This is a genomic window from Streptomyces sp. NBC_01689 (genome assembly GCF_036250675.1).
Classification (GTDB): domain Bacteria; phylum Actinomycetota; class Actinomycetes; order Streptomycetales; family Streptomycetaceae; genus Streptomyces.
This window is the reverse complement of sequence record NZ_CP109592.1, coordinates 8,055,781-8,074,801: the sequence shown is the minus strand read 5'-3', so window position 1 is coordinate 8,074,801 and position 19,021 is coordinate 8,055,781. Positions and strand designations below refer to the sequence as shown.

At 71.8% G+C, this 19,021-nt stretch carries 10 protein-coding genes; 6 read left to right on the top strand and 4 right to left on the bottom strand.

Annotation, left to right across the window (positions count from 1 at the left end; translation table 11 throughout):
- Window positions 1-146: 146 nt before the first annotated feature.
- The 4 genes from OG776_RS34675 to OG776_RS42495 form a co-directional block, all read right to left on the bottom strand.
- Window positions 147-2,117: a discoidin domain-containing protein gene (locus tag OG776_RS34675; RefSeq protein WP_148014464.1), complete on the bottom strand. Its 1,971-nt coding sequence runs from the start codon at window positions 2,115-2,117 to the stop codon at window positions 147-149.
- Between the two features lie 84 nt (window positions 2,118-2,201).
- The gene (locus OG776_RS34670; protein WP_329323085.1) at window positions 2,202-5,765 is read right to left on the bottom strand and encodes a choice-of-anchor D domain-containing protein; all 3,564 of its coding nucleotides are present in this window, start codon (window positions 5,763-5,765) and stop codon (window positions 2,202-2,204) included.
- A 445-nt stretch (window positions 5,766-6,210) separates the two neighbouring features.
- Window positions 6,211-9,180 (bottom strand): discoidin domain-containing protein, encoded by a 2,970-nt coding sequence (locus tag OG776_RS34665; RefSeq protein WP_329323084.1) that lies wholly within the window; start codon window positions 9,178-9,180, stop codon window positions 6,211-6,213.
- A gap of 337 nt (window positions 9,181-9,517) precedes the next feature.
- A complete protein-coding gene (locus tag OG776_RS42495; RefSeq protein ID WP_443077300.1) occupies window positions 9,518-9,730 on the bottom strand; it encodes an AMP-binding protein in 213 nt (70 codons plus the stop codon).
- A 379-nt stretch (window positions 9,731-10,109) separates the two neighbouring features.
- Here OG776_RS42495 and OG776_RS34660 point away from each other — a divergent pair, with 379 nt between their 5' ends.
- The 6 genes from OG776_RS34660 to OG776_RS34635 all read left to right on the top strand — a co-directional run bounded on the left by OG776_RS34660 (window position 10,110) and on the right by OG776_RS34635 (window position 18,969).
- Entirely contained in the window at window positions 10,110-10,826 is a 717-nt protein-coding gene (locus OG776_RS34660; protein WP_148014775.1) for an FMN-binding negative transcriptional regulator, read from the top strand.
- A gap of 285 nt (window positions 10,827-11,111) precedes the next feature.
- Window positions 11,112-12,872, top strand: a complete 1,761-nt coding sequence (locus tag OG776_RS34655) for a protein kinase domain-containing protein (protein WP_329323083.1) — start codon at window positions 11,112-11,114, stop codon at window positions 12,870-12,872.
- A 465-nt stretch (window positions 12,873-13,337) separates the two neighbouring features.
- Window positions 13,338-13,526, top strand: a complete 189-nt coding sequence (locus OG776_RS34650; protein ID WP_329323082.1) for a bleomycin resistance protein — start codon at window positions 13,338-13,340, stop codon at window positions 13,524-13,526.
- 278 nt (window positions 13,527-13,804) lie between these two features.
- Complete coding sequence (locus tag OG776_RS34645; RefSeq protein WP_329323081.1) at window positions 13,805-16,141, top strand: SpoIIE family protein phosphatase; 2,337 nt, start codon at window positions 13,805-13,807, stop codon at window positions 16,139-16,141.
- A gap of 154 nt (window positions 16,142-16,295) precedes the next feature.
- Window positions 16,296-17,651 carry a mycothione reductase gene (locus OG776_RS34640; protein WP_148015057.1) on the top strand — a complete coding sequence of 452 codons (1,356 nt, stop codon included), beginning with the start codon at window positions 16,296-16,298 and terminating at the stop codon, window positions 17,649-17,651.
- Between the two features lie 265 nt (window positions 17,652-17,916).
- Window positions 17,917-18,969 (top strand): D-cysteine desulfhydrase family protein, encoded by a 1,053-nt coding sequence (locus tag OG776_RS34635; protein WP_329323080.1) that lies wholly within the window; start codon window positions 17,917-17,919, stop codon window positions 18,967-18,969.
- The last annotated feature ends 52 nt before the right edge of the window (window positions 18,970-19,021 follow it).

Genomic DNA, 19,021 nt, shown 5'->3' with positions numbered 1-19,021 from the left:
GCGGAGGGTCGTCCTCGTACCGGGGGTGTTCGGGCGATCCGACAACGAGGCGAGGTGCCGTAGCTGTCGTCGTGCGCCCGCGGGATTACGGGACAGCCCTCAGGTCGACGGCCTCCTCCGGCGCCAGGCATCCGCGACGGATCCGGTCACGCTCCGAACACCTGGAACTCCGAGACCTGGCCGGCCGGCCAGCCGGTGTTGGCGGTGAAGGTGAGGCGTACGTAGCGGGCGGTGACGGTGGAGGGGAGCGTGAGGGTGGCGGTGTTGCCGGTCGCCGGGTCGAAGGTGTGTCCGGCCGGGGCGAGCAACGTGGTGAGGGTGCCGTCGGTGCCGCCCTGCACGGAGACGGTCTGGGTCCGGGTGCCCCAGGCGGTCGACGGGGGGAGCCGGAGGACGATCCGTCTCACGCCGGTGGCGGCGCCCAGGTCGACCTGGACCCACTGGGGGAAGGCGTTGTTGGCGGACTCCCAGTAGGTGTCGGCGTCGCCGTCGGTGGTGTTGCCCGAGGCGTACACCTGGGTGTGGCTGCTCTCCGTGGTGGGGCGGTGGAGGGCCAGATCGGTGGTGCCGGACGGGGCGTCGGTGGTCACGGTGACCTGGTTGGAGGGCTGGGACACGTTTCCCGCCGCGTCGAGGGCGACGACGTCGAAGGTGTACGCGGTGCTCGCGGCGAGCCCGGTCACCGTGAACGTGGTGGCGGCGGTGGTGCCGACCTGCGTGCTGGTCTGGCCGGACGCCCGCAGGACGCGGTAGCCGGTGACGCCGACGTTGTCGGCCGCGGCGTTCCAGGTCAGCGAGACGGTGCTGCCGGTGTGCCCGCTGACGGTCAGCGCGCCCGGCGCGGCGGGCGGTGTGGTGTCGCCGCCGGTGGGGAGGACCGGCCGGGTGGGACGGGTGGCGGTCAGCGCCAGTTGGCCCTTGAGCATGCGGCCGCCGTCGCCGGTCAGGCGGAGGTAGTAGTCGGCGGAGCAGGCGGTGCCGTCCTCGTCGAGGGCGAGGAACCCGGAGTCGGTGGGTACCCAGGCCTGGGTCTCGGCGGTCTTGGCGATCTGGTTGCCCTCGTTGTACTCGTCGAACATCGAGATGTAGATGCCCTGCACTCCGGCGCGCACCACGTTGTAGAACTGCCGCCACATGAAGTCGCCGTGCACCCGCTGCCGGGCGGAGACGTCCCCGGGCAGCACGCAGGGCTGGTAGTCGACGCCGTGGGCGTCGCAGTCGGCCTGGTCGCCGAGGGTGTAGGTGGTGTACGCGTTGTCGGCCTCGGAGATGGTCCCGATGGCGCCGACCATCCACGGCGAGATCATGTGGAAGGCGTGGTACACGTCGAGGTATCCCGGCCGTGAGCCCCCGGTGCCCGTCCGCCATTCGCGCGGGACGCCGCCGATGACGTAACAGCCCTGGCTCTTGAACCAGTTGACGACGTCGAGGCAGGCGTCGGCGGTGAAGGGGTGGTTGGGGTCGTTGAAGCCGAAGCCCCAGACGCACACGACCGGCCGGCCGTTCTGCCGCGCGTAGGCCGCGCTCGCGGTGTGCGCGGACATCTTGTTCGTCCAGTCCGTCTTGATCTCCGACTGCATGTTCGTCCAGTTGGAGACGTCGTACATGAGGTAGAACTTCCGCCCGTACGCCTCGGCGGCGCTGCGTACTTTGACCGCCATGGCGTCGCGGGTGGGACCCTCGCCGCCGGTGGGGTTGAAGCGCTGCAGGGCGGCGGTGTCGATGTCGTTCTGCTGCATCCACAGGAAGTGGGTGTTCACCGTCTGCTGGTCGTACGAGGAGAACAGCCTCGCGGACTGGCCGTTGCCGAGGGCCGCGTACGAGGTCTGGTAGGTGCTGGTGTAGTCCCGGGTGTCGGGCCAGCACTTGATGGCGGTGTTGGTCCGGGACGGCGAGCGTCCCCAGTCCTGGCTCCAGTGCCACCAGCCGTTGATGGGCGCGCCGTCGCCGGCGCAGGCGAACCAGCCCTGGTAGCCGACGGTGACCTTGCCGACCACGTCGCCCGGCGCACTGGCCGCGGACGCGATGGGGGCGAGCACCGTTCCGGTGGCTCCCACGGCTCCCACCGCGGTGGATGCGACCGCGGCCCTCAAGAACACTCTGCGTGTGACGCCCATCTGGACTCCTCTGGTCCGCGTGGCCTTCGGTGGTCGGTGCCGCCGGACGCGGGTGCGTCCGGCGGCACCGTGAGGTCTGGATCGTCAGGTGTTCCAGACCTGGACCTCGGAGAGCTGGCCCGCGGGCCAGCCGTTGTTCGCCGTGATGTTCACTCGCACGTAGCGCTGGGTGGTCGCCGTGAAGGTGATGGTGACCGTGTTGTCGGTGGCGGGATCGAAGGTGTAGGCGGCGGACGACTTGATGGTCGAGAAGGAGGAGCCGTCGGTGCTGCCCGACAGGGACAGCGTCTGGTTGCGGGCGCCCCAGCCCGCCGGGAGCTGGAGGACGACGCGGCTCACGCTCTGCGCGGACCCGAGGTCGGCCTGGACCCACTGGGGGAAGGCGTTGTTGGCGCTCTCCCAGTAGGTGCCCTGGTTGCCGTCCGTCACGTTCGACGACTGGTAGACGTCGGTGTGGCTGGACTCCGTGGTGGCCGCGCCGGCCGCCAGGTTCCGGCTGGTCGTACCGGCGCCGGTGCCGGTCAGCGCGACGGTGGTCGTGCCGTTCGACGCGTTGCTGGCGATGCTGAGATCACCGGTGCGGGTGCCGGAGGCGGTGGGCCGGAAGGTGACGTTCACGGTGCAGGAGGCGTTCGCCGCGATCGACGTCCCGCAGGTGTTGGTCTGCGAGAAGTCGCCCGTGACGGTGATGCCGGAGACGGTCGCGGCCGCGGTTCCGGTGTTGGTGACCGTGACCGTCTTCGCGCTGCTGGAGGTGTTGAGCGCCTGGGTGGCGTACGTCAGTGACGTCGGGCTGGCCGACAGGGTCGCCGGTGAGGAGCCGCCGCCGCTGGGGAACACTTCGAGGTCGGACAACTGGGCCGCGTTCCAGCCCGTGTTGGCGGTGATGTTCACCCGGACGTAGCGTGCGGTGGCGGCGCCGAACGTGATGGTCGCCGTGTTGCCGTTGGCATTCGGGTCGAAGGTGTATCCGGCCGACGCCTTGATGGTGGAGAAGCTGGAGCCGTCCGTGGAGCCCTGCACCGACAGGGTCTGGGTTCGGGACGACCACGCGGTGGACGGCGGGAGCTTGAGCACGACCTTGCCGACGCTGTAGTTCTGGCCGAGGTCGACCTGGGCCCACTGCGGGAACGAACCGTTCGTGCCCTCCCAGTACGTGGAGGCGTCCGGGTCGGTCAGGTTCGAGGCGACGTAGGGGCTGCTGCTGGAACTGGCCGTCGCGGGGCGTCCGGCCGCGATGTTCGTGGTGCTGTCGATGCCGCTGCCGGTCAGGGAGACGACGGTCGGGCTGTTGTTGGCGTTGCTGGTGACGGTCAGGCTGCCGTTGCGGGTGCCGCCGGTGGTGGGCTTGAACCCGACGCTCACCGTGCAGGAGGCGCCTACCGCGAGCGTGGCGCAGTTGTTGGTCTGGCTGAAGTCGCCGGAGGCCGAGACGCCCGAGACGGTCGCCGACGTGGTGCCCGAGTTCGTGACCTTCACGGTCTGGGCGGTGGCGGACGAGCCGACCACCGTGCCCTCGAAGGAGAGGCTGGCGGGGTCGGTGTTCAGGACCGGGCCGGGCGCGGTACCGGTTCCGGAGAGGCTGACGGTGCTGGTGGTCCCGCCCGCGTCGACGGTCAGGGTTCCGGTGCGGCTGCCGGTCGCCGTCGGCGCGAACTTCACGCTGACGGTGCACGAGCCGTTGGCGGCGATCGAGGATCCGCAGGTGCTGGTCTGGGAGTAGTCGCCGGAGGCGGTGATCGAGGAGACGGCCGCGGCGCTGTTGGTCGGGTTGGAGACGGTCACGGTCTGGGCGGCGCTCGTCGAACCGGTCGCGACCGAGCCGAAGTTGAGTGCGCCGGGGGTGGCCGTGACGCCCTCGGACGGGTACGGCGGGTAGTTCGGGGCCGGCCAGCCGCCGCAGTACGGGGTGCCGCTGATGCCGGAGTTGCCGCCGCCGTCGGTGACGACGAAGTTGCCGCCGTTGCAGCTGTACACCGGGGAGGAGTAACCGACGCCGGTCGCCGTGACGTTGGTGAACTTGGCCGCGCCACCGGTCTGTTCCTGCAGGGCGAAGGTTCCGGTGCCGGCGATGGTCACGTTGTTGAGGCTGACCCCGCTGATGGTGCCCTCGACCCACTGAACGGCTTCGTACGGGCTCTGCTGGATCAGCGCGTTGGTCACGTTGACCGGACCGGTGATCGCGCCCTGGCTGCCGTCGAACCACAGCGCGCCCACGCCGAACTGCCAGTTCGGGTCGAGGCTGCCGGCCCGGATCATGGTGTTGTCGGAGATGGTGGTCAGGCCGACCGGCGTCGAGGTGAAGCGCTGCCCCACGTGGATGCCGCCGCCCTGGGCGAGGCCGGTGTCCACCACCCGGTTGCCGCTGACGGTGTTGTCGTGGCCGCCGTAGATCGCGATGGCGTTGGCGAGGATCTGCAGGGACACCGTGTTGTCCGAGATCGTGTCGTTGGCGTCGGCGCCGATACCGGAGTCCGCCCAGGTGGCGATGCCGTCGTCACCGGTGTTGCGGATGTCGCTGTTGGTCACCTTCGAGTGGGTGACGGCGCCGTGGAAGTTGATGCCGTCCGCGGTGGTGTCCCGGATGCGCATGCCGGTGAACGTCAGCCCGTCCATCGGCCCGTCCATCCAGGCGCCGACCTTCATGTGGTCGATCCACACGCTGGAGACGGTCGAGTTGCTCATCGCGCCGCCGATGCCGTTGACCTGGGCGCTGTCGTCGCGTTCCTGCACATTGCCGAAGATCGCGAAGTTCTGCAGGCGCACGCCGGTGGACGCCGAGGGCGCGGAGTTGCCGTAGAAACCGGGGGCCGTGCCGGTGACGGTCGAGTACCACATGCCGGCGCCGGCGATCGTGACGTTGTTGACGCTGATGTGACCGGGGATGTTGTACGTGCCCGGCGGGATCCACACGGTGCCGCCCGGTCCGGCGGCGCTGATCGCGGCGTTGAAGGCACTGGTCGCGTCGCTCACGCCGGTGGCGTCGGCGCCCTTGCTGGTCACCGACACCGCCCCGGACGGTGCGGTCAGGGCCGCGCCGACCTGCTCGAAGTCGGCGAAGTCGATCGTGTACGAGGAGGCGGTGTCCCCCGAGTCGACCTGCAGCTTGAAGGTCGTTCCCGCCGGATAGGTGGTGGAGAACAGGCGGTGGGCCTCGTCGTAGAAGTGGTGCGGGTTGTTGCCCGGCGAGTTGGTGAAGGGGTAGCTGCCGTAGTACCAGCTGTAGGCGTTGGTCAGGGTGAAGTCGGGCTGCTTGACGCCGTTGACGTACAGCGACAGCGCGGCGGTGTAGACCGACCCGTTCGAGGTGTCGGGGATGCTGTAGCGGAAGTTGATCGAGTTGGTGGCCACCGGCGTGGTGAACGTGACGTACTTGCCGGTGCCCTGGAGCGTCGTCGCCTTCCGGTACGACGCCTCGTCGGCGAGCTGGCCCTGGGTGTAACTCGGGCCGATGGACGTTCCGTTGGTGGCGGAGTTCTCCGCCTGCACCTCGACGTACGGCAGGCTCGCGCCGCTGCCGCCGGTGGCGGCGGCGGCCGCCGCCCAGGCGGGCTGGACGGCCAGAGCCACGACGCCGACGGCGGCCACCATCGCGGTGCTGACCATCCAGACGAGGACTCGTCTCAGATCTCGGATGGAATGGAACACGGGACCACTCCTTTGATAACGCAATGCCGGAAATGTTCCATTGGCGCCGCCGGGAGGGAGGGGCGGGAGGACGAGAAGGCGCGCGAGCGGTCGACACGGAGCGGGGCTCCCCGCCGGGCCCGCGGACGGACCGTGATCGGCGGAAGCGGCTCAAGGGGGGACGGGGGCGGGGGGAGAACAGAGAGGTCGGGACGACGCAAGGGGGACCGTAATATCGGCGACATCAACACGCAATAACTGAACAGGACTTTGCAATATAAAAAATGCATCCCGCAAGATCTAATGTGCGATCCGGAGGCTGCCGTGTGGGCCCGGCCGACCAGGGGCGGCGGGACGAGGGAACGGGGGTCCGCCGCTCCGGCTTCCGGCACCGCGGGCACGCCGAGGGTGCCGCCGGACACGCGGTCCGGCGGCACCCTCGGAGCATGGCTTCCGGGTGGAGCGGTCAGGAGCTCCAGACCTGGAACTCGGACACCTGGCCCGCGGGCCAGCCGGTGTTGGCGGTGACGGTGACGCGGAAGTAGCGCTCGGTGGTGGCGGGGAAGGTGAGCGTGACGGTGTTGCCGGTGCTCGGATCGAAGGTGTGGGCGGCCGAGGGCTTCAGGGTGGTGAAGGTGGTGCCGTCGTCACTGCCGCCGAGGCTCAGGACCTGAGTGCGGGCGCCCCAGCCGACGGGCAGCCGCAGGACCACGCGGGAGGCGCTCCGGGCCGAGCCCAGGTCGACCTGGACCCACTGCGGGAACGCGTTGTTGGCGCTCTCCCAGTAGGTGGACCCGTCGCCGTCGGTGACGTTGGCGGAGCGGTAGACGTCGGTGTGGCTGGACTCGCCGGTCGGCCTGCCCGCGGCGAGATCGGCGGGGACGGTGCCGGTGCCGACACCCGACAGGGCCACCGTGGCGGGGCCGCCCGACTGGTCCCCGGTCACGACGAGGGTGCCGGTGCGGGTGCCGGAGGCGGTGGGCCGGAAGGTGACGGAGACCGTGCAGCTCGACCCGGCCGCCAGGGAGGCGCCGCAGGTGTTGCTCTGGGCGAAGTCACCACCGGCGGTGACCCCGGTGATCGAGGCGGTGGCGGTGCCCGAGTTGGTGACCGTGACGGTCCGCGGGGCGCTGGTCGTGTCCACCGCCTGGTCGGCGAAGGACAGTGATCCGGGTGACGTGGTCAGTACGGCCGACGGCGAACCGCTGCCCGTGGCGAGGTCGAGGTGGTTGATGTTCCAGCCGCCGCTGTCCTGATGGAGGGTCAGCGTCTGCCGGCCCGCGGGCAGGACCACGTGCGTGGTCGCCGTGGCCCAGCTCTGCCAGTCACCGGTCGCGGGCAGGTCGACGGCACCGGTCAGGTCGGTGCCGGAGGCGTCCGACAGGTGCAGTGCCCCCGTCACCGCGGACGGGGCGGCGACCCGGAGGCCGAGGGTGTAGGTGCCGGCCCTGGCGACGTCCACGGTGTAGCGGAACCACTGCCCGCCGCTGGTCCAGCCGAGGTTGTACCCGCCGCCGGTGTCCGACGCGTTGTCCAGGTCCACTCCGTCGGCGCGGTAGGAGTTGGCGTTGCCGTTGACGGAGGTGACGTTGTAGGCCACGCCCTGGCCGCCGGTGTCGTAGTCCTCCGCCTGGACCGTGCCGGGCACGGGGGCCGGGGTTCCGCCGTAGGGGCCCTCGGGAGCGGGCGGCGGCCAGTGGTTGTCGCTCAACGTCGCCGCGAATCCCGTGGAGTTGTCGACGAAGGCCGAGGCGCCGGTGCCGAGCCCGGTGACCGTGTTGCCGGTGATCGTCGCGGAGCCGGTGGGCGCGGGGTAGAACGGCGGCGAGATCGCGATGCCGTTGCGACCGGGGTCGCCGACGGTGTTGTCCTTGAGCAGGGTGCGGGTCGAGGTGGAGAAACCGATCCCGTCGTAGAGGGACCCGGTGACGGTGTTGCCGGTCACCGTCACGTCGTCGACGATCCCCGTGTTCTGACCGTCACCGCCGTTGCCTATGTGCAGGGCGGGCTGGCCCTGGCCGTAGGCGTTGCCACCGGAGCGGACCACGGTGTTGCCCGTCACCGTCGCGGACAGCAGATCGCTGCCGTTGACCCCGAAGCGGCCGGCTCCCAGGCCGATGTAACGGGCCGTGTCGCTCACGTAGTTCCCGCTGACCAGGTGGCCGCTGCCCCCGTAGACCGCGACCCCCTTTCCGCCCCACGGCGCGATCGAGGTGTTGCCGGTGACGGTGACATGGCTCATCGGGTGGTAGTACGTCTTCGAGCCGTCTCCGTCGGTGTTGTAGTCCACCGAGTTGACGGCGATCGCGTCGTCGCCGGTACCGCGGACGAAGTTGCCGGTGACCGTCAGGTCGTTCCCGGTGTCCGCGCCCAGCGACACGTTGTTGACGTTGATCCCGTCCGCCCAGATCGACGTCAGCCTGCTGCCGCGCACCGTCCCGCCGGTCCCGGAGGCCCAGAACCCCGACATGGTGTGCTGGGTCCAGATGCCCTCGGCCAGCCAGTCGGTGCCGGTGGTGTCCATCGCCCCGCCGTCCCCGCCGATCGTGCTCCGGCTGACGGCGTTGGCGTCGATGTGGAAGTCGCGCACGGTGCAGGAGGTCAGGTCGAACAGGGCCGCCAGCGGAGTGCTGTTGGGGACCGGCACATCACGGTAGACCGTGCTGTACCAGAGGCCCGCGCCCGCGATGGTGATCCCCCGCGCGTTCAGCCCCGCGGTGCCCTTCACATAGAAGGTGCCCCGGGGGATCCACAGGGTCCTTCCCTGCTGCTGGGCCTGGTCGATGCAGTTCTGGATGGCCGCCCGGCTGTCCACCGACTGGCCCGCGGCCGCGCCATTGGTCGGCCGGTCGTCCGCCACCGCACCGCAGCTCGTGATCGAGAGCGAGTTCGCCGGCTGCGCCAGCGGAGCGGGCGGGTTCTCCACGTCCACGGAGTCCACGTCGTAGAAGGACGCGGTGTTGTCGGAGTCCTTCTGCAGCGAGAACGTGGCGCCCGCGGGGATCGGGGACCCGGCGACGAAGGTGTGCGCCTCGTCCCAGAAGACCCTCGGATCGCCGTCGGCCGGGTTCTGGTTGTCGCTCGTGTTGTAGTTCCCGTTGCCTTCGTACACCCAGCTCTGCCGCGAGTTGAGGTTCAGCGCCTGCCGGAACACCCCGTCGACATAGAGGTCGAGCGTGCCGGTGACACCGCCGCCGGACGCCGAATCCGGGATGCTCGCACGGACGTTGAGGAAGGAGATCGGCTGCCCGGTGGTGTTCGTCCACCGCACCGCCTGGCCCGTGCCGTCCAGATGCACATAGGAGTGGCCCGACGCCTCCAGGGCCGCGCTCGAGTACGGCGTCGTCGGCGCCGAGGTCAGCGACCGGACCGCCGCTCCCCCGCTCCGCGTTCCCGCCTCGGCCTCGTAGACCGAGAACGGCGTCGTCGCACCCACGGCCGCGCCCGCAGCCGGTGTCCGCGTCCCGGACCGGGACCGGGGGCGGGACGGGGGCTGTCGGGGAGCGTGGGCCGTCGGGGCCGCCCGGTGCGCCCCGGACGACGGCGCCGACTGCGCGGCGGCCGGTAAGACGGACACGCACAGCGCGCCGACCACGGTGGCCACGGCCACCGCGAGTCGGCGCCCGGGGCGGCGGAGGCCGCGCCGGTGTCTGGGGATCGTCGGCATTGCTGCTCCTTCGGTGGGGGGAGACCGGCGCCCCGACCGTACAGAGACCTCCTCCAGCCCGCTAGATTCCGACGAAGTAAAGAATGATTCATGCAAGCTGTCGCAACTATCTTGCCATATCACGCAAAAAGACGGCCGTACGCTGCGTCCACCCCTGACTCCCGCATCGCCCAGTCGACATGCGCGTCAGACTGCGGCGCTCGATCCGCACGCCCTTGGGCCGGCCGGTGGAGCCCGAGGCGTGGATCACGTACACCAGATCGTCCGGGGACGGCCGCCGGCACGTCGGCGGCGGCGTTCCCCCGTGGGCCCGGGCCATGGAGGCGGACCGCCCGGGGACAACACGCGGGTGCACCTGCTGGACGCGGGCCGTCGCGTCGTGGCACCGGGGGATGCGGCGGAAACACATCTGGGCGGCGCACAGTTGCCCCGTGGCCACCTGTGGCCCGTGTGATGCCCTCGGGCGGCATGGAGCCGGCACAGCCCGCCTCACCCACAGCCCCGTCGGCGACGGGAACGGCGCGGAGGCGGGCCGGACCTCGGACCGCCCGCCTCCGACGGCACCCACCGCACCACCCGTCGTCCCTTTCACCTGCGGAACCTGTTTGCTATCTTTACGCTAATTCAAAAATTCATTTGCACTAGTGCAATAGCCACCGCTGGAGGCAGGGCCCCGTCCCGCCCACGAAAGGCCGACCGTGTACGTCCCTCGACACTTCGCCCCCACCGACGAGAGCGTCCGGCAGCTGCTGGACCGGCACGGCGCCGCCGATCTGATCACCGTGACCGAGGACGGCCTCCAGGCCACCCTGCTCCCCTTCGTCCACGACCCCGACGCCGGTGAGCACGGCTCCCTGATCGGGCACATGGCCCGCAACAACGACCAGTGGCGACTGCCCACGGAGGGCCCGGCGTTGGTCATCGTGCGCGGCCCCGACGCGTACGTCACCCCGACCTGGTACCCCTCCAAGGCGGATCACCACCGGCACGTCCCGACCTGGAACTACATCACCGCGCACGTCCACGGGGAACTGCTCGTCCACGACGACCCCGGGTGGGTCGAGGACCAGGTGCGCCGGCTGACCGACAGACACGAGGCCGACGCCGTCACCCCGTGGTCCGTCGACGACGCTCCGGCCGACTACCTCCAGGGCCAGCTGCGGGCGATCGTCGGCGTCGAGCTGTCCATCACGCGCGTCGAAGCGAAGTTCAAACTGAGCCAGAACCGCGCGCAGACCGACATCACCGGCGTGGTCCAGGGGCTCCGGTCCCGTGGCCGCGGCGAGGACCACGCCATGGCCGACGCCGTCGACGCCCACCGTCCCGTCGACGGCGGCCGTCCACGCCGCCGGGGCGACATCGCGGACGACGGTCTCCCCGTACGAGGGGGCGACTCCGACCGCGGGGACGTGTAGGGCGAGACGTACTGACGACCCCAACTCCGCTGCCATAAAGCCGACTTGGAGAACATCCCGGCCCCCGGGCGGCTTTCGCGGCGGGGCGGCCGTGCGACCCGGGCGGGACCATCGCGCCGGGTGAGGCTCGGGGGGCGCCGCCCTCTACTATGTCGGTGTCCGGCCCGGACGTGGTGTCGAGGGGCTGGTACTCGCACCCCACTGGGCAACGGAGTTGGAGCCCGGCCGAGCCGACCTCACGGCGGATCCGGTGACTGTGGGTCCCACTTCAGGAGGACTGGTCCAGTGCATTCGCTCGATGGCTCCGATCCGTCGCACATAGGCCGCTACCGCCTGGTCGGGAGGCTCGGTGAGGGCGGCATGGGCCGGGTGTACCTCGCGCGTTCGCCCGGTGGCCGCCCGGTCGCCGTCAAGGTGATCAACGACCATCTGCGCCACGACGATCACGCCCTGAGCCGGTTCCGGCGCGAGGTGGAGACCCTGGGCACGGTCCGCAGCGCATACACGGCCTCGCTCATCGACGCGGAGCTGGACACCCCTCCGTACTGGCTGGCCACCGAGTACGTGCCGGGGCCCACGCTGCACGCCGCGGTCATGTCCCACGGGCCGCTTCCCGCCGACCTGGCCCGGATCATGCTGGCCGCCCTGGCCGAAGGCCTGGACGCCATCCACGTCCGCGGTGTGTGGCATCGGGACCTCAAACCGCAGAACGTCATCCTCTCCGCCACCGGCCCCCAGCTGATCGACTTCGGCATCGCCCGGAACAGCGGTCCGTCCGATCTGACTCAGGTCGGCAGCGCGATGGGCAGTCCCGGCTACATCGCGCCGGAGACGATCACGGGCAGCGAGACGGGGCCGGGAGCCGACGTGTTCGCGCTGGGCGCCACGCTGGCGTTCGCCGTCACCGGCCGACCGCCGTACGGGGACGGGTCGTTCGCGGCCGTGTCGTACCGTTCGGTGCACGGAGAGGTCGACCTGCGGGGCGTGGACCCCGGCGTCGCCGGGCTCATCTCGGCCTGTGTGCACATCGATCCGGCCCGGCGTCCCGGTCTGCAGCGGATCGTGGAACTCTGCCAGGCCGACACCGATCTGGTGCATCACCCCGCCTATCAGCGGGCACTGGCCGTGGGCCCCGCCCCGGACCGGGAGCGGGCCGCGACCGTCGCCGGTCCGGAGCACGGCGCGACGGGCGGCACCGCGAACGGCTGGGGAACCGGTGCGCCGGCCGGCGTCTCGGTGGCGACGGCGCCGCTCCCCCCGACGCCGACGGCCACCGCGGTCGGCACCCGGGAAGCCGACGCCGTCACCCTCCTGGCACCGCAGGGAAGCCCCGGCCCCCGCACGGGCCCGTACGCCTCGGACGACACCCGTGGCGCGTCCGGCCACGGCTCCTACCCGGGGGCCGGTCCGACTCCGCCACCGGACGGCGAGCGGCGCCGCGACGGCCGCCGTGTGCGGGCCGCCGCCATCGGCGCGGGTGCGCTGGCCGCCGTCGCCGCCTCGACGGTCCTCCTGGTGCACGCCTTCGACGACGGCTCCGGATCGGCGCGCGCCACGCCGCCCGCCGGCGCCCACCGCTCCGCGGACAGGTCGTCCCCTCCTTCTCCGTCCCCCTCCCCCTCCCCCTCGCCGGTGGGGGCGTCTCCCTCCGCCGCGGGCGCCGGCGTGACCCCGGGCACGGCCGGTGACGCGTCCGCGGACGGGACCCCGCTGCCGGACGCCCTGGTGATCAAGTCGCCCTTCACGTTCGGGGTCGGGAAGTTCGTGAGGACCCTGCGCTCGAAGCTGATCATGCAGACGGACGGAAACCTGGTGCTCTACGACGAGGCGGGGAAGCCCCGTTGGGCGAGTCGCACCCAAGGCCCGGGAAACACCGCCGTGTTCCAGGCGGACGGCAACCTCGTGGTCTACGACGCCCAGACCAGGCCGGTATGGGCCAGCAACACCCAGGGCGCGAACGGGGCGGCCCTCAAGGTGCTGGAGGACGGCAACATGGTCATCGCGACGGACGCCCGGATCGCCTGGCAGACCGGCACCGCCCACTGAGGGACGGCTCCCGTACGGGGACGACCACACCCGCTCCGTCCCGGACGCCAGATCCCGTTTCTGAGCGTGACGTGAGCAACACGGAAGGTGGGCGTGCCCGTCGTCGACGCCGAAGTCCCTGCCGCCGCCCACGCGATACGCGTCCGCGAGGCTCCGGCGGGAGCCGGGCGGTCCGGCGCTCCGTGACTCGATCGCGCACAGCGGCCCGGCGTGGGGCGTCAGGGGCGACGACTCGCCTCGCCGGACCTTGTCCAGTAAGCGACAATTGTCAGGTCTGCCGGTCCACGGCGGCCGATTCGTCGCCGGGGACACGAGGCCGGACTCGTTCCGGAGCGGCGCGGCCACGATGCGTGGGCGCCCGCCGCCCGGCGGCACCCGGATGTCCTCGGGACGCTGCCGCCGGAGGTGGTGGGTGCGGGTCTCCGGGACGGTGACGGGAAGCCTTACGACGGAGGAGGTTTCTTCATGGACGTCGCCGCGCTGGCCGCGCTCCTGCGGGAGACGGAGGAGCACCACGGTTTCTACGAGGCGACCGCTCCGAAGCACGACTGGTCGGACTGGTACGCCGCGTACATGACCGCCCGTGAACAGGGCCGGGAGCCCGACGAGGCGGCCTCGGACGCCGCGCTCCACATGGACACCACGCGGCGGTAGACCGGCCATGACACGGTGGCTGCGGCTTCCTCCTCGCCCGGCCCCGACCGGGGCGGTGCCGCCCGGTAGGGGCGGCCTCGTCGCTCCGGCGGGACGACGCGCCCGCCCGGGTCCGTGCCGGTGCCGGCACACGCCGTCGCCCCGGCGCGGGGACCGGCGCGGGCTGCGCCGGTCCGGCTCCCCAAGTCGCCCGTGGAACAAGACCGTTCGACCCCACGGGCGGGGCGGGTGGGACGGAACGGACGGTTCCGGACCGAGGGACGAGGAGGTGCTGTCGCGTGCCCAGCGGTGACGTGCTCGTGCTGATCGACGAGGACGGCCGGGTCGTCGAATGGCGGAGCCAGGCCGAGCAGCTCTTCGGGTGGACCGCCGAGGAGGCCGTCGGGCAGGCGGTGACCGAGCTCGTACGGGGGATCGGTACCGACGCCGCGGGACGGCGGGAGGGGGTCGCGCCCACGGCCCCGGTGCTGGTCAGACCGGTACTTCGGGGCACCTCCGTGATGTGGCAGGTCCTCGCGGCACAGGACCCGCTGCCGGGTCAGAACGCGGTGTCGGGCCAGGACGTGGCGATCCTGGAGGCCATGTTCACGCACTCACCGGCGCGACTGCACGTCCTGGACGAGCAGCTACGGGTGGCCCGTCTGCCGGGCGCCGCCCGCGACCGGCCCGGCACGCCGCTGGAGGATCTGACCGGCAAGCGGTTCGCGCAGGCCTACGACCTGGAGGACCCCGAGAAGGAGGCCGCGGTCGCCCAGCAGGTCCTGGACGGGGGTGAACCGGTCCTCTGCCGGCTCGTGCGGGCCGTCGGTGACGATCCGGGCGGGCCCGGCCGGCGGATCTACTCCGTCTCCTACGTCCGCCTGGAGAACGCCGCGGGCGACGGTCTCGGGCTGGTGGCGTCCGCGCTCGACGTCACCGAGCAGGAGAACGCGCACCACCGCCTGGCGCTGCTGGAGGCCGTGCGCAGCCGCGTGGGGCGGGGACTGAACGTGGGCGCCGTGTGCGAGGAGCTGGTGGACGCGGTGGTTCCCGCGTTCGCGGGCATCACCGTGGTCGAGGTGATCGAGGACGTGGTGCACGGCGAGGAGCCCCCGCACGTGCCGGTCCAGGAGGACCTCGTACTGCGCCGGGCCGCCTTCCGGGGCCCGGTCTCGGCCTACCCGGTCGGAGACGTCCGCCCCCTGCCGCGAGGCACCCCGTTCGCCCGTGTGCTGACCGACCTCCGGCCACGCCTCGTCTCCATCGGGGAGGACACCGCCTGGCTCAGCGCCGACCCGGCCCGTGCCGACGCGATCCAGCGCTCCGGCGCCCACTCGCTGATCGTGGCCCCGCTGGCCCTGCGCGGCCAGGTGCTCGGTGTGGTCAGTTTCTACCGCCACCGGCAGGAGGACGCCTTCCAGGAGGAGGACGTCGCGATCGCCTCCGCCGTGTGCGCGCACGCCGCGTTCTGCGTCGAGACCGCCCGTCGCTACATGCGTGAGTGGATCATCGCCGCCACCGTGCAGCGCAGACTGCTCCCCCAGCATTCGGCCACCCCGAGCACCGTGGAGGTCTGTCAGCTGTTCCTGCCCGACCCGGACGGCGGCGGAGCGTGGTCCGACACGATCGCGCTGCCCGGCGCACGGACCGCGCTGATTGTCGGTGACGTGGCGAAACAGGGCATCGCCGCGGCCGTCACCGTGGGGATCCTGCGTACGGCCGTGCACACCCTCGCCGCCCTGGACCTGGAGCCCGACGAGCTGCTGGCCCGCCTGAGCGACACCGCGAGCCGTCTCGCCCAGGCGTGCGCCGCGCTGCCGCCGGGAGATCCCATGTGCCGCGAGTCCCTCACCGCCGGCTGTGCCGTCGCGATCTACGACCCGATCGAGCTGACCTGCACGCTCGCCCGCGCCGGTCTCCCGAGGCCCGTCGCCGTCCTCCCGGACGGGACCTCCACCGAACTGCCCGTCCCACCGGGGCCGTTGCTCGCCGAGACGAGCAGTGCCCCCTTCCCCGCGACCACCGTCGGTCTCCCCGACGGCAGCACCCTGGCGATGGGCACCGCCACGTCGGCGGAGAGCGTCCTGGCACCCTCCGGTCCGCTGCGCCCGCTCCTCGACTCCGTCGGCACCCGGCCGCTGCCCGAGCTGCGCGACGAGCTCACAAACGCGCTCGCGGACGGCCGGCCCGCCGGAGACACGCTGATCCTGCTGGCCCGTACGTCCGCGCTGCCCGCGGACCGGGTGCTGGCCCTCCCCCTGCCGGACGACGCGGAGGCCGCACCCCTCGCCCGCCGGGCGGCGCGCCGCCAGTTGGAGACCTGGGGGGTCGACGAGGAGACGGCGTTCACCACCGAACTCATCGTCAGCGAGCTCGTCGGCAACGCGATCCGGCACGGCGCCCCGCCCCTGCGGCTACGGCTGATCCTCGACCGGATGCTGACGTGCGAAGTCAGTGACGGCGCGACCAGCGCCCCGCACGTCAAGCACGCTCGCACGGTCGACGAGACCGGTCGCGGACTGTTCATCGTCGCCAGCCTCGCCGACCAGTGGGGCGCGCGCCATCACGCACACGGCAAGACCGTCTGGGCGGAGCAGCCCCTGCGTCCGCCGCCCGCCCCGGGGTTCCCGGGATGACCCCCCTCACCCCGGCCGGTCGCGGAGTCCGCGCGCACGGGGAGCACGGTGGCGCGGGACGACTCCCGCACGGCCGAGTCCCGCACGGACGAGCCCCGCACGGACGGCTGCCGGACCGCCGGACGTGCGGTCCGCCGACGGAAGGTGAACGGACGTGCCTCACTACGATCTCGTGGTCCTGGGAGCGGGCAGCGGCAACATGCTGCTCGACGACGAACTCGCCCCGCTCCGCTCCGCCGTCGTCGAACCCGACCGCTTCGGCGGCACCTGCCTCAACCGGGGCTGCATCCCGAGCAAGATGTTCGTCGTCGCCGCCGACGCGGCCGAGGACGCGCGGGCCGCGGCACGCCTCGGTGTCCACGCGACGGTCGAGCACGCCGACTGGAAGGCCGTCCGCGACCGGGTGTTCCACCGCATCGATCCGCTGCACGAGAGCGCGCTGAACTACCGGCGGGAGAACGGCATCGACGTGTACACCGAGGCGGGCCGGTTCGTCGCGCCGAAGGTGGTGCGGGCGGGCGACGAACGGATCACCGCCGACACCTTCGTGGTCGCGGTCGGCTCCCGGCCCGTGGTGCCGGACATCCCCGGACTCGACACGGTCCCGTTCCACACCTCGGACTCCATCATGCGGATCGACGAGGTGCCCGCCTCGACCATTGTCATCGGGGGCGGATTCATCGCGGCCGAATTCGGCCACGTCCTCGGCGCGTTCGGCTCCGACATCACGATCGTGCAGCGCGGGCCGCGTCTGCTCATGGAGGAGGACGAGCAGGTGTCGGCACGCTTCACCGAACTGGCGTCGCGGCGCCACCGCGTGCTCCTCGACGCCGCCGTCACCTCCGTCGAGGGGGACGCCGACGGCGTCACTGTCACGGTGACCTGTCCGAGCGGCGACCAAGTGCTGCGGGCCGCCGCCCTGTTGGTGAGTGTCGGCCGCCGCCCCAACACCGACCGGCTGGACGCGGCCGCCGGCGGGCTCGACCTCGACCGACACGGCCACATCGTGACCGACGGCGCGTACCGTACGTCCGTACCGGGCGTCTGGGCCCTCGGCGACACGGCCAACCACTTCCAGCTCAAGCACATGGCGAACGCCGAGGTCCGGCTCGTACGGCACAACCTGCTCCATCCCGAGGACGTCCGCACCCTCCCCCACAAGGTCGCGCCTCACGCGGTCTTCACCAGTCCGCAGATCGCGACTGTCGGACTGACCGAGCAGGACGCCCGCCGGGGCCGCGTCGACCACGTCGTGAGCGTCCGCGCCTACGGGGACGCCGCGTACGGCTGGGCGTTGGAGGACACCACGAGTTTCGTGAAGATCCTCGCCGATCCCGTCCGGCGGACGATCCTCGGCGCGCACATCATCGGCCCCCAGGCCGCGACGCTAGTCCAGCCGCTGATCCAGGCCATGGAACTGGATCTGACCGTGGACCGGATCGCCCGGGACGTGCTGTACATCCACCCGGCGCTGACCGAAGTGGTCGAACAGGCCTTGCTGGGACTTTAGTTGGGGTGTCCAGGGGCCACCGCCCGCCCCTCGTCCCCGCCGCTGCCACCGGCCCTCCCCCACCTCCGCGACGGGCCCGTCACCACCTGGCGACCGGCCCCGTCACCACCTCCGCGATCGTGCCCTCATCGCCTCCGTGACCCCGCCCCTCACGACCTCCGCGGCCGCGTCCCGCACCGCCTCCGTCCCCGGGTCGGCAGCGTCGTACAGTTTCCCTCCGCATCCGCCGTTCGGTGGTGCCCGTACCGCCTGAGCCGGAGGTTTCATGACTGCCAAGATCGCCCTGTCGACGTGGCCCACCCCGCTGGAACGTGCTCCGCGGCTCGCGGCGGCGCTGGGGCTGGGCGAGGACGACCTCTGGATCAAGCGGGACGACCTCATCGGACTGGGAGGCGGCGGCAACAAGGTCCGGAAGCTGGAGTGGACCGTCGGTGCCGCCCTCGCGGCCGGCGCCGACACCCTGGTCACCACCGGCGCCGCTCAGAGCAACCACGCCCGGCTCACCGCCGCCGCCGGCGCCCGCCTCGGACTCGAGGTCGTGCTCGTCTTCCCCGGCACACGGGACAGCGCGGTGAACGGCTCCGGCAACCTCGTCCTCGACGGCCTCTTCGGAGCCCGGGTCTTCTGGGCCGGCGACAGCGACCCGAGCACGATGGCCGGCGTCGCCGACGAGGTCTGCGACCGGCTGCGGAGCGAAGGGGCACGCCCGTTCGTGATCCCCTTCGGCGGTTCGAGTCCCCTCGGAGCACGCGGATACGTCGACGGCGGCGAGGAGTTGCTCGCCCAGCTGCCCGACGTGGAGCACGTCGTGGTCGCCCTGGGGTCCGGCGGCACGATGGCGGGACTGATCGGCGCCCTCGGTGAACGGCGTGTCCTCGGCGTCCACTGCGGGGCGGTGGCGGAGCCGGCCGTCACCGTCGCCGGTCTCGCGAGCGCGGTGACCGGCCGCGACGTCGCCCCCGAGTCGCTGCGGATCCGTACCGACCAGGTGGGAGCGGGGTATGGGGTACTGCACGGGCCGGTCCTGGAGGCGATGCGGACCGCGGCGCTGACCGAGGGTCTGGTCCTGGACCCGGTCTACAGCGGGCGAGCCATGGCCGGCCTGGTCGCCGCGGTCCGCGACGGCGACGTCCGTCCGGGGAGCCGAACGGTTCTCCTTCACACCGGCGGACTGCCCGGCCTGTTCGGCCACACGGAGACCGTGCACCGCGCCGTCGAGGACCTGCGCGCCTACGAGCCCGGGGCAGCGGCACCCAGGAACGGAGATCTGAGCCGCACGGGGGCGCCACGGGGTGACGGCCGCCGGATGACCGCGTAGCCCATGAGTGCGTGATCCCCCGTCCGCCGGGTGGGCCTCGGATCGCGCCCCG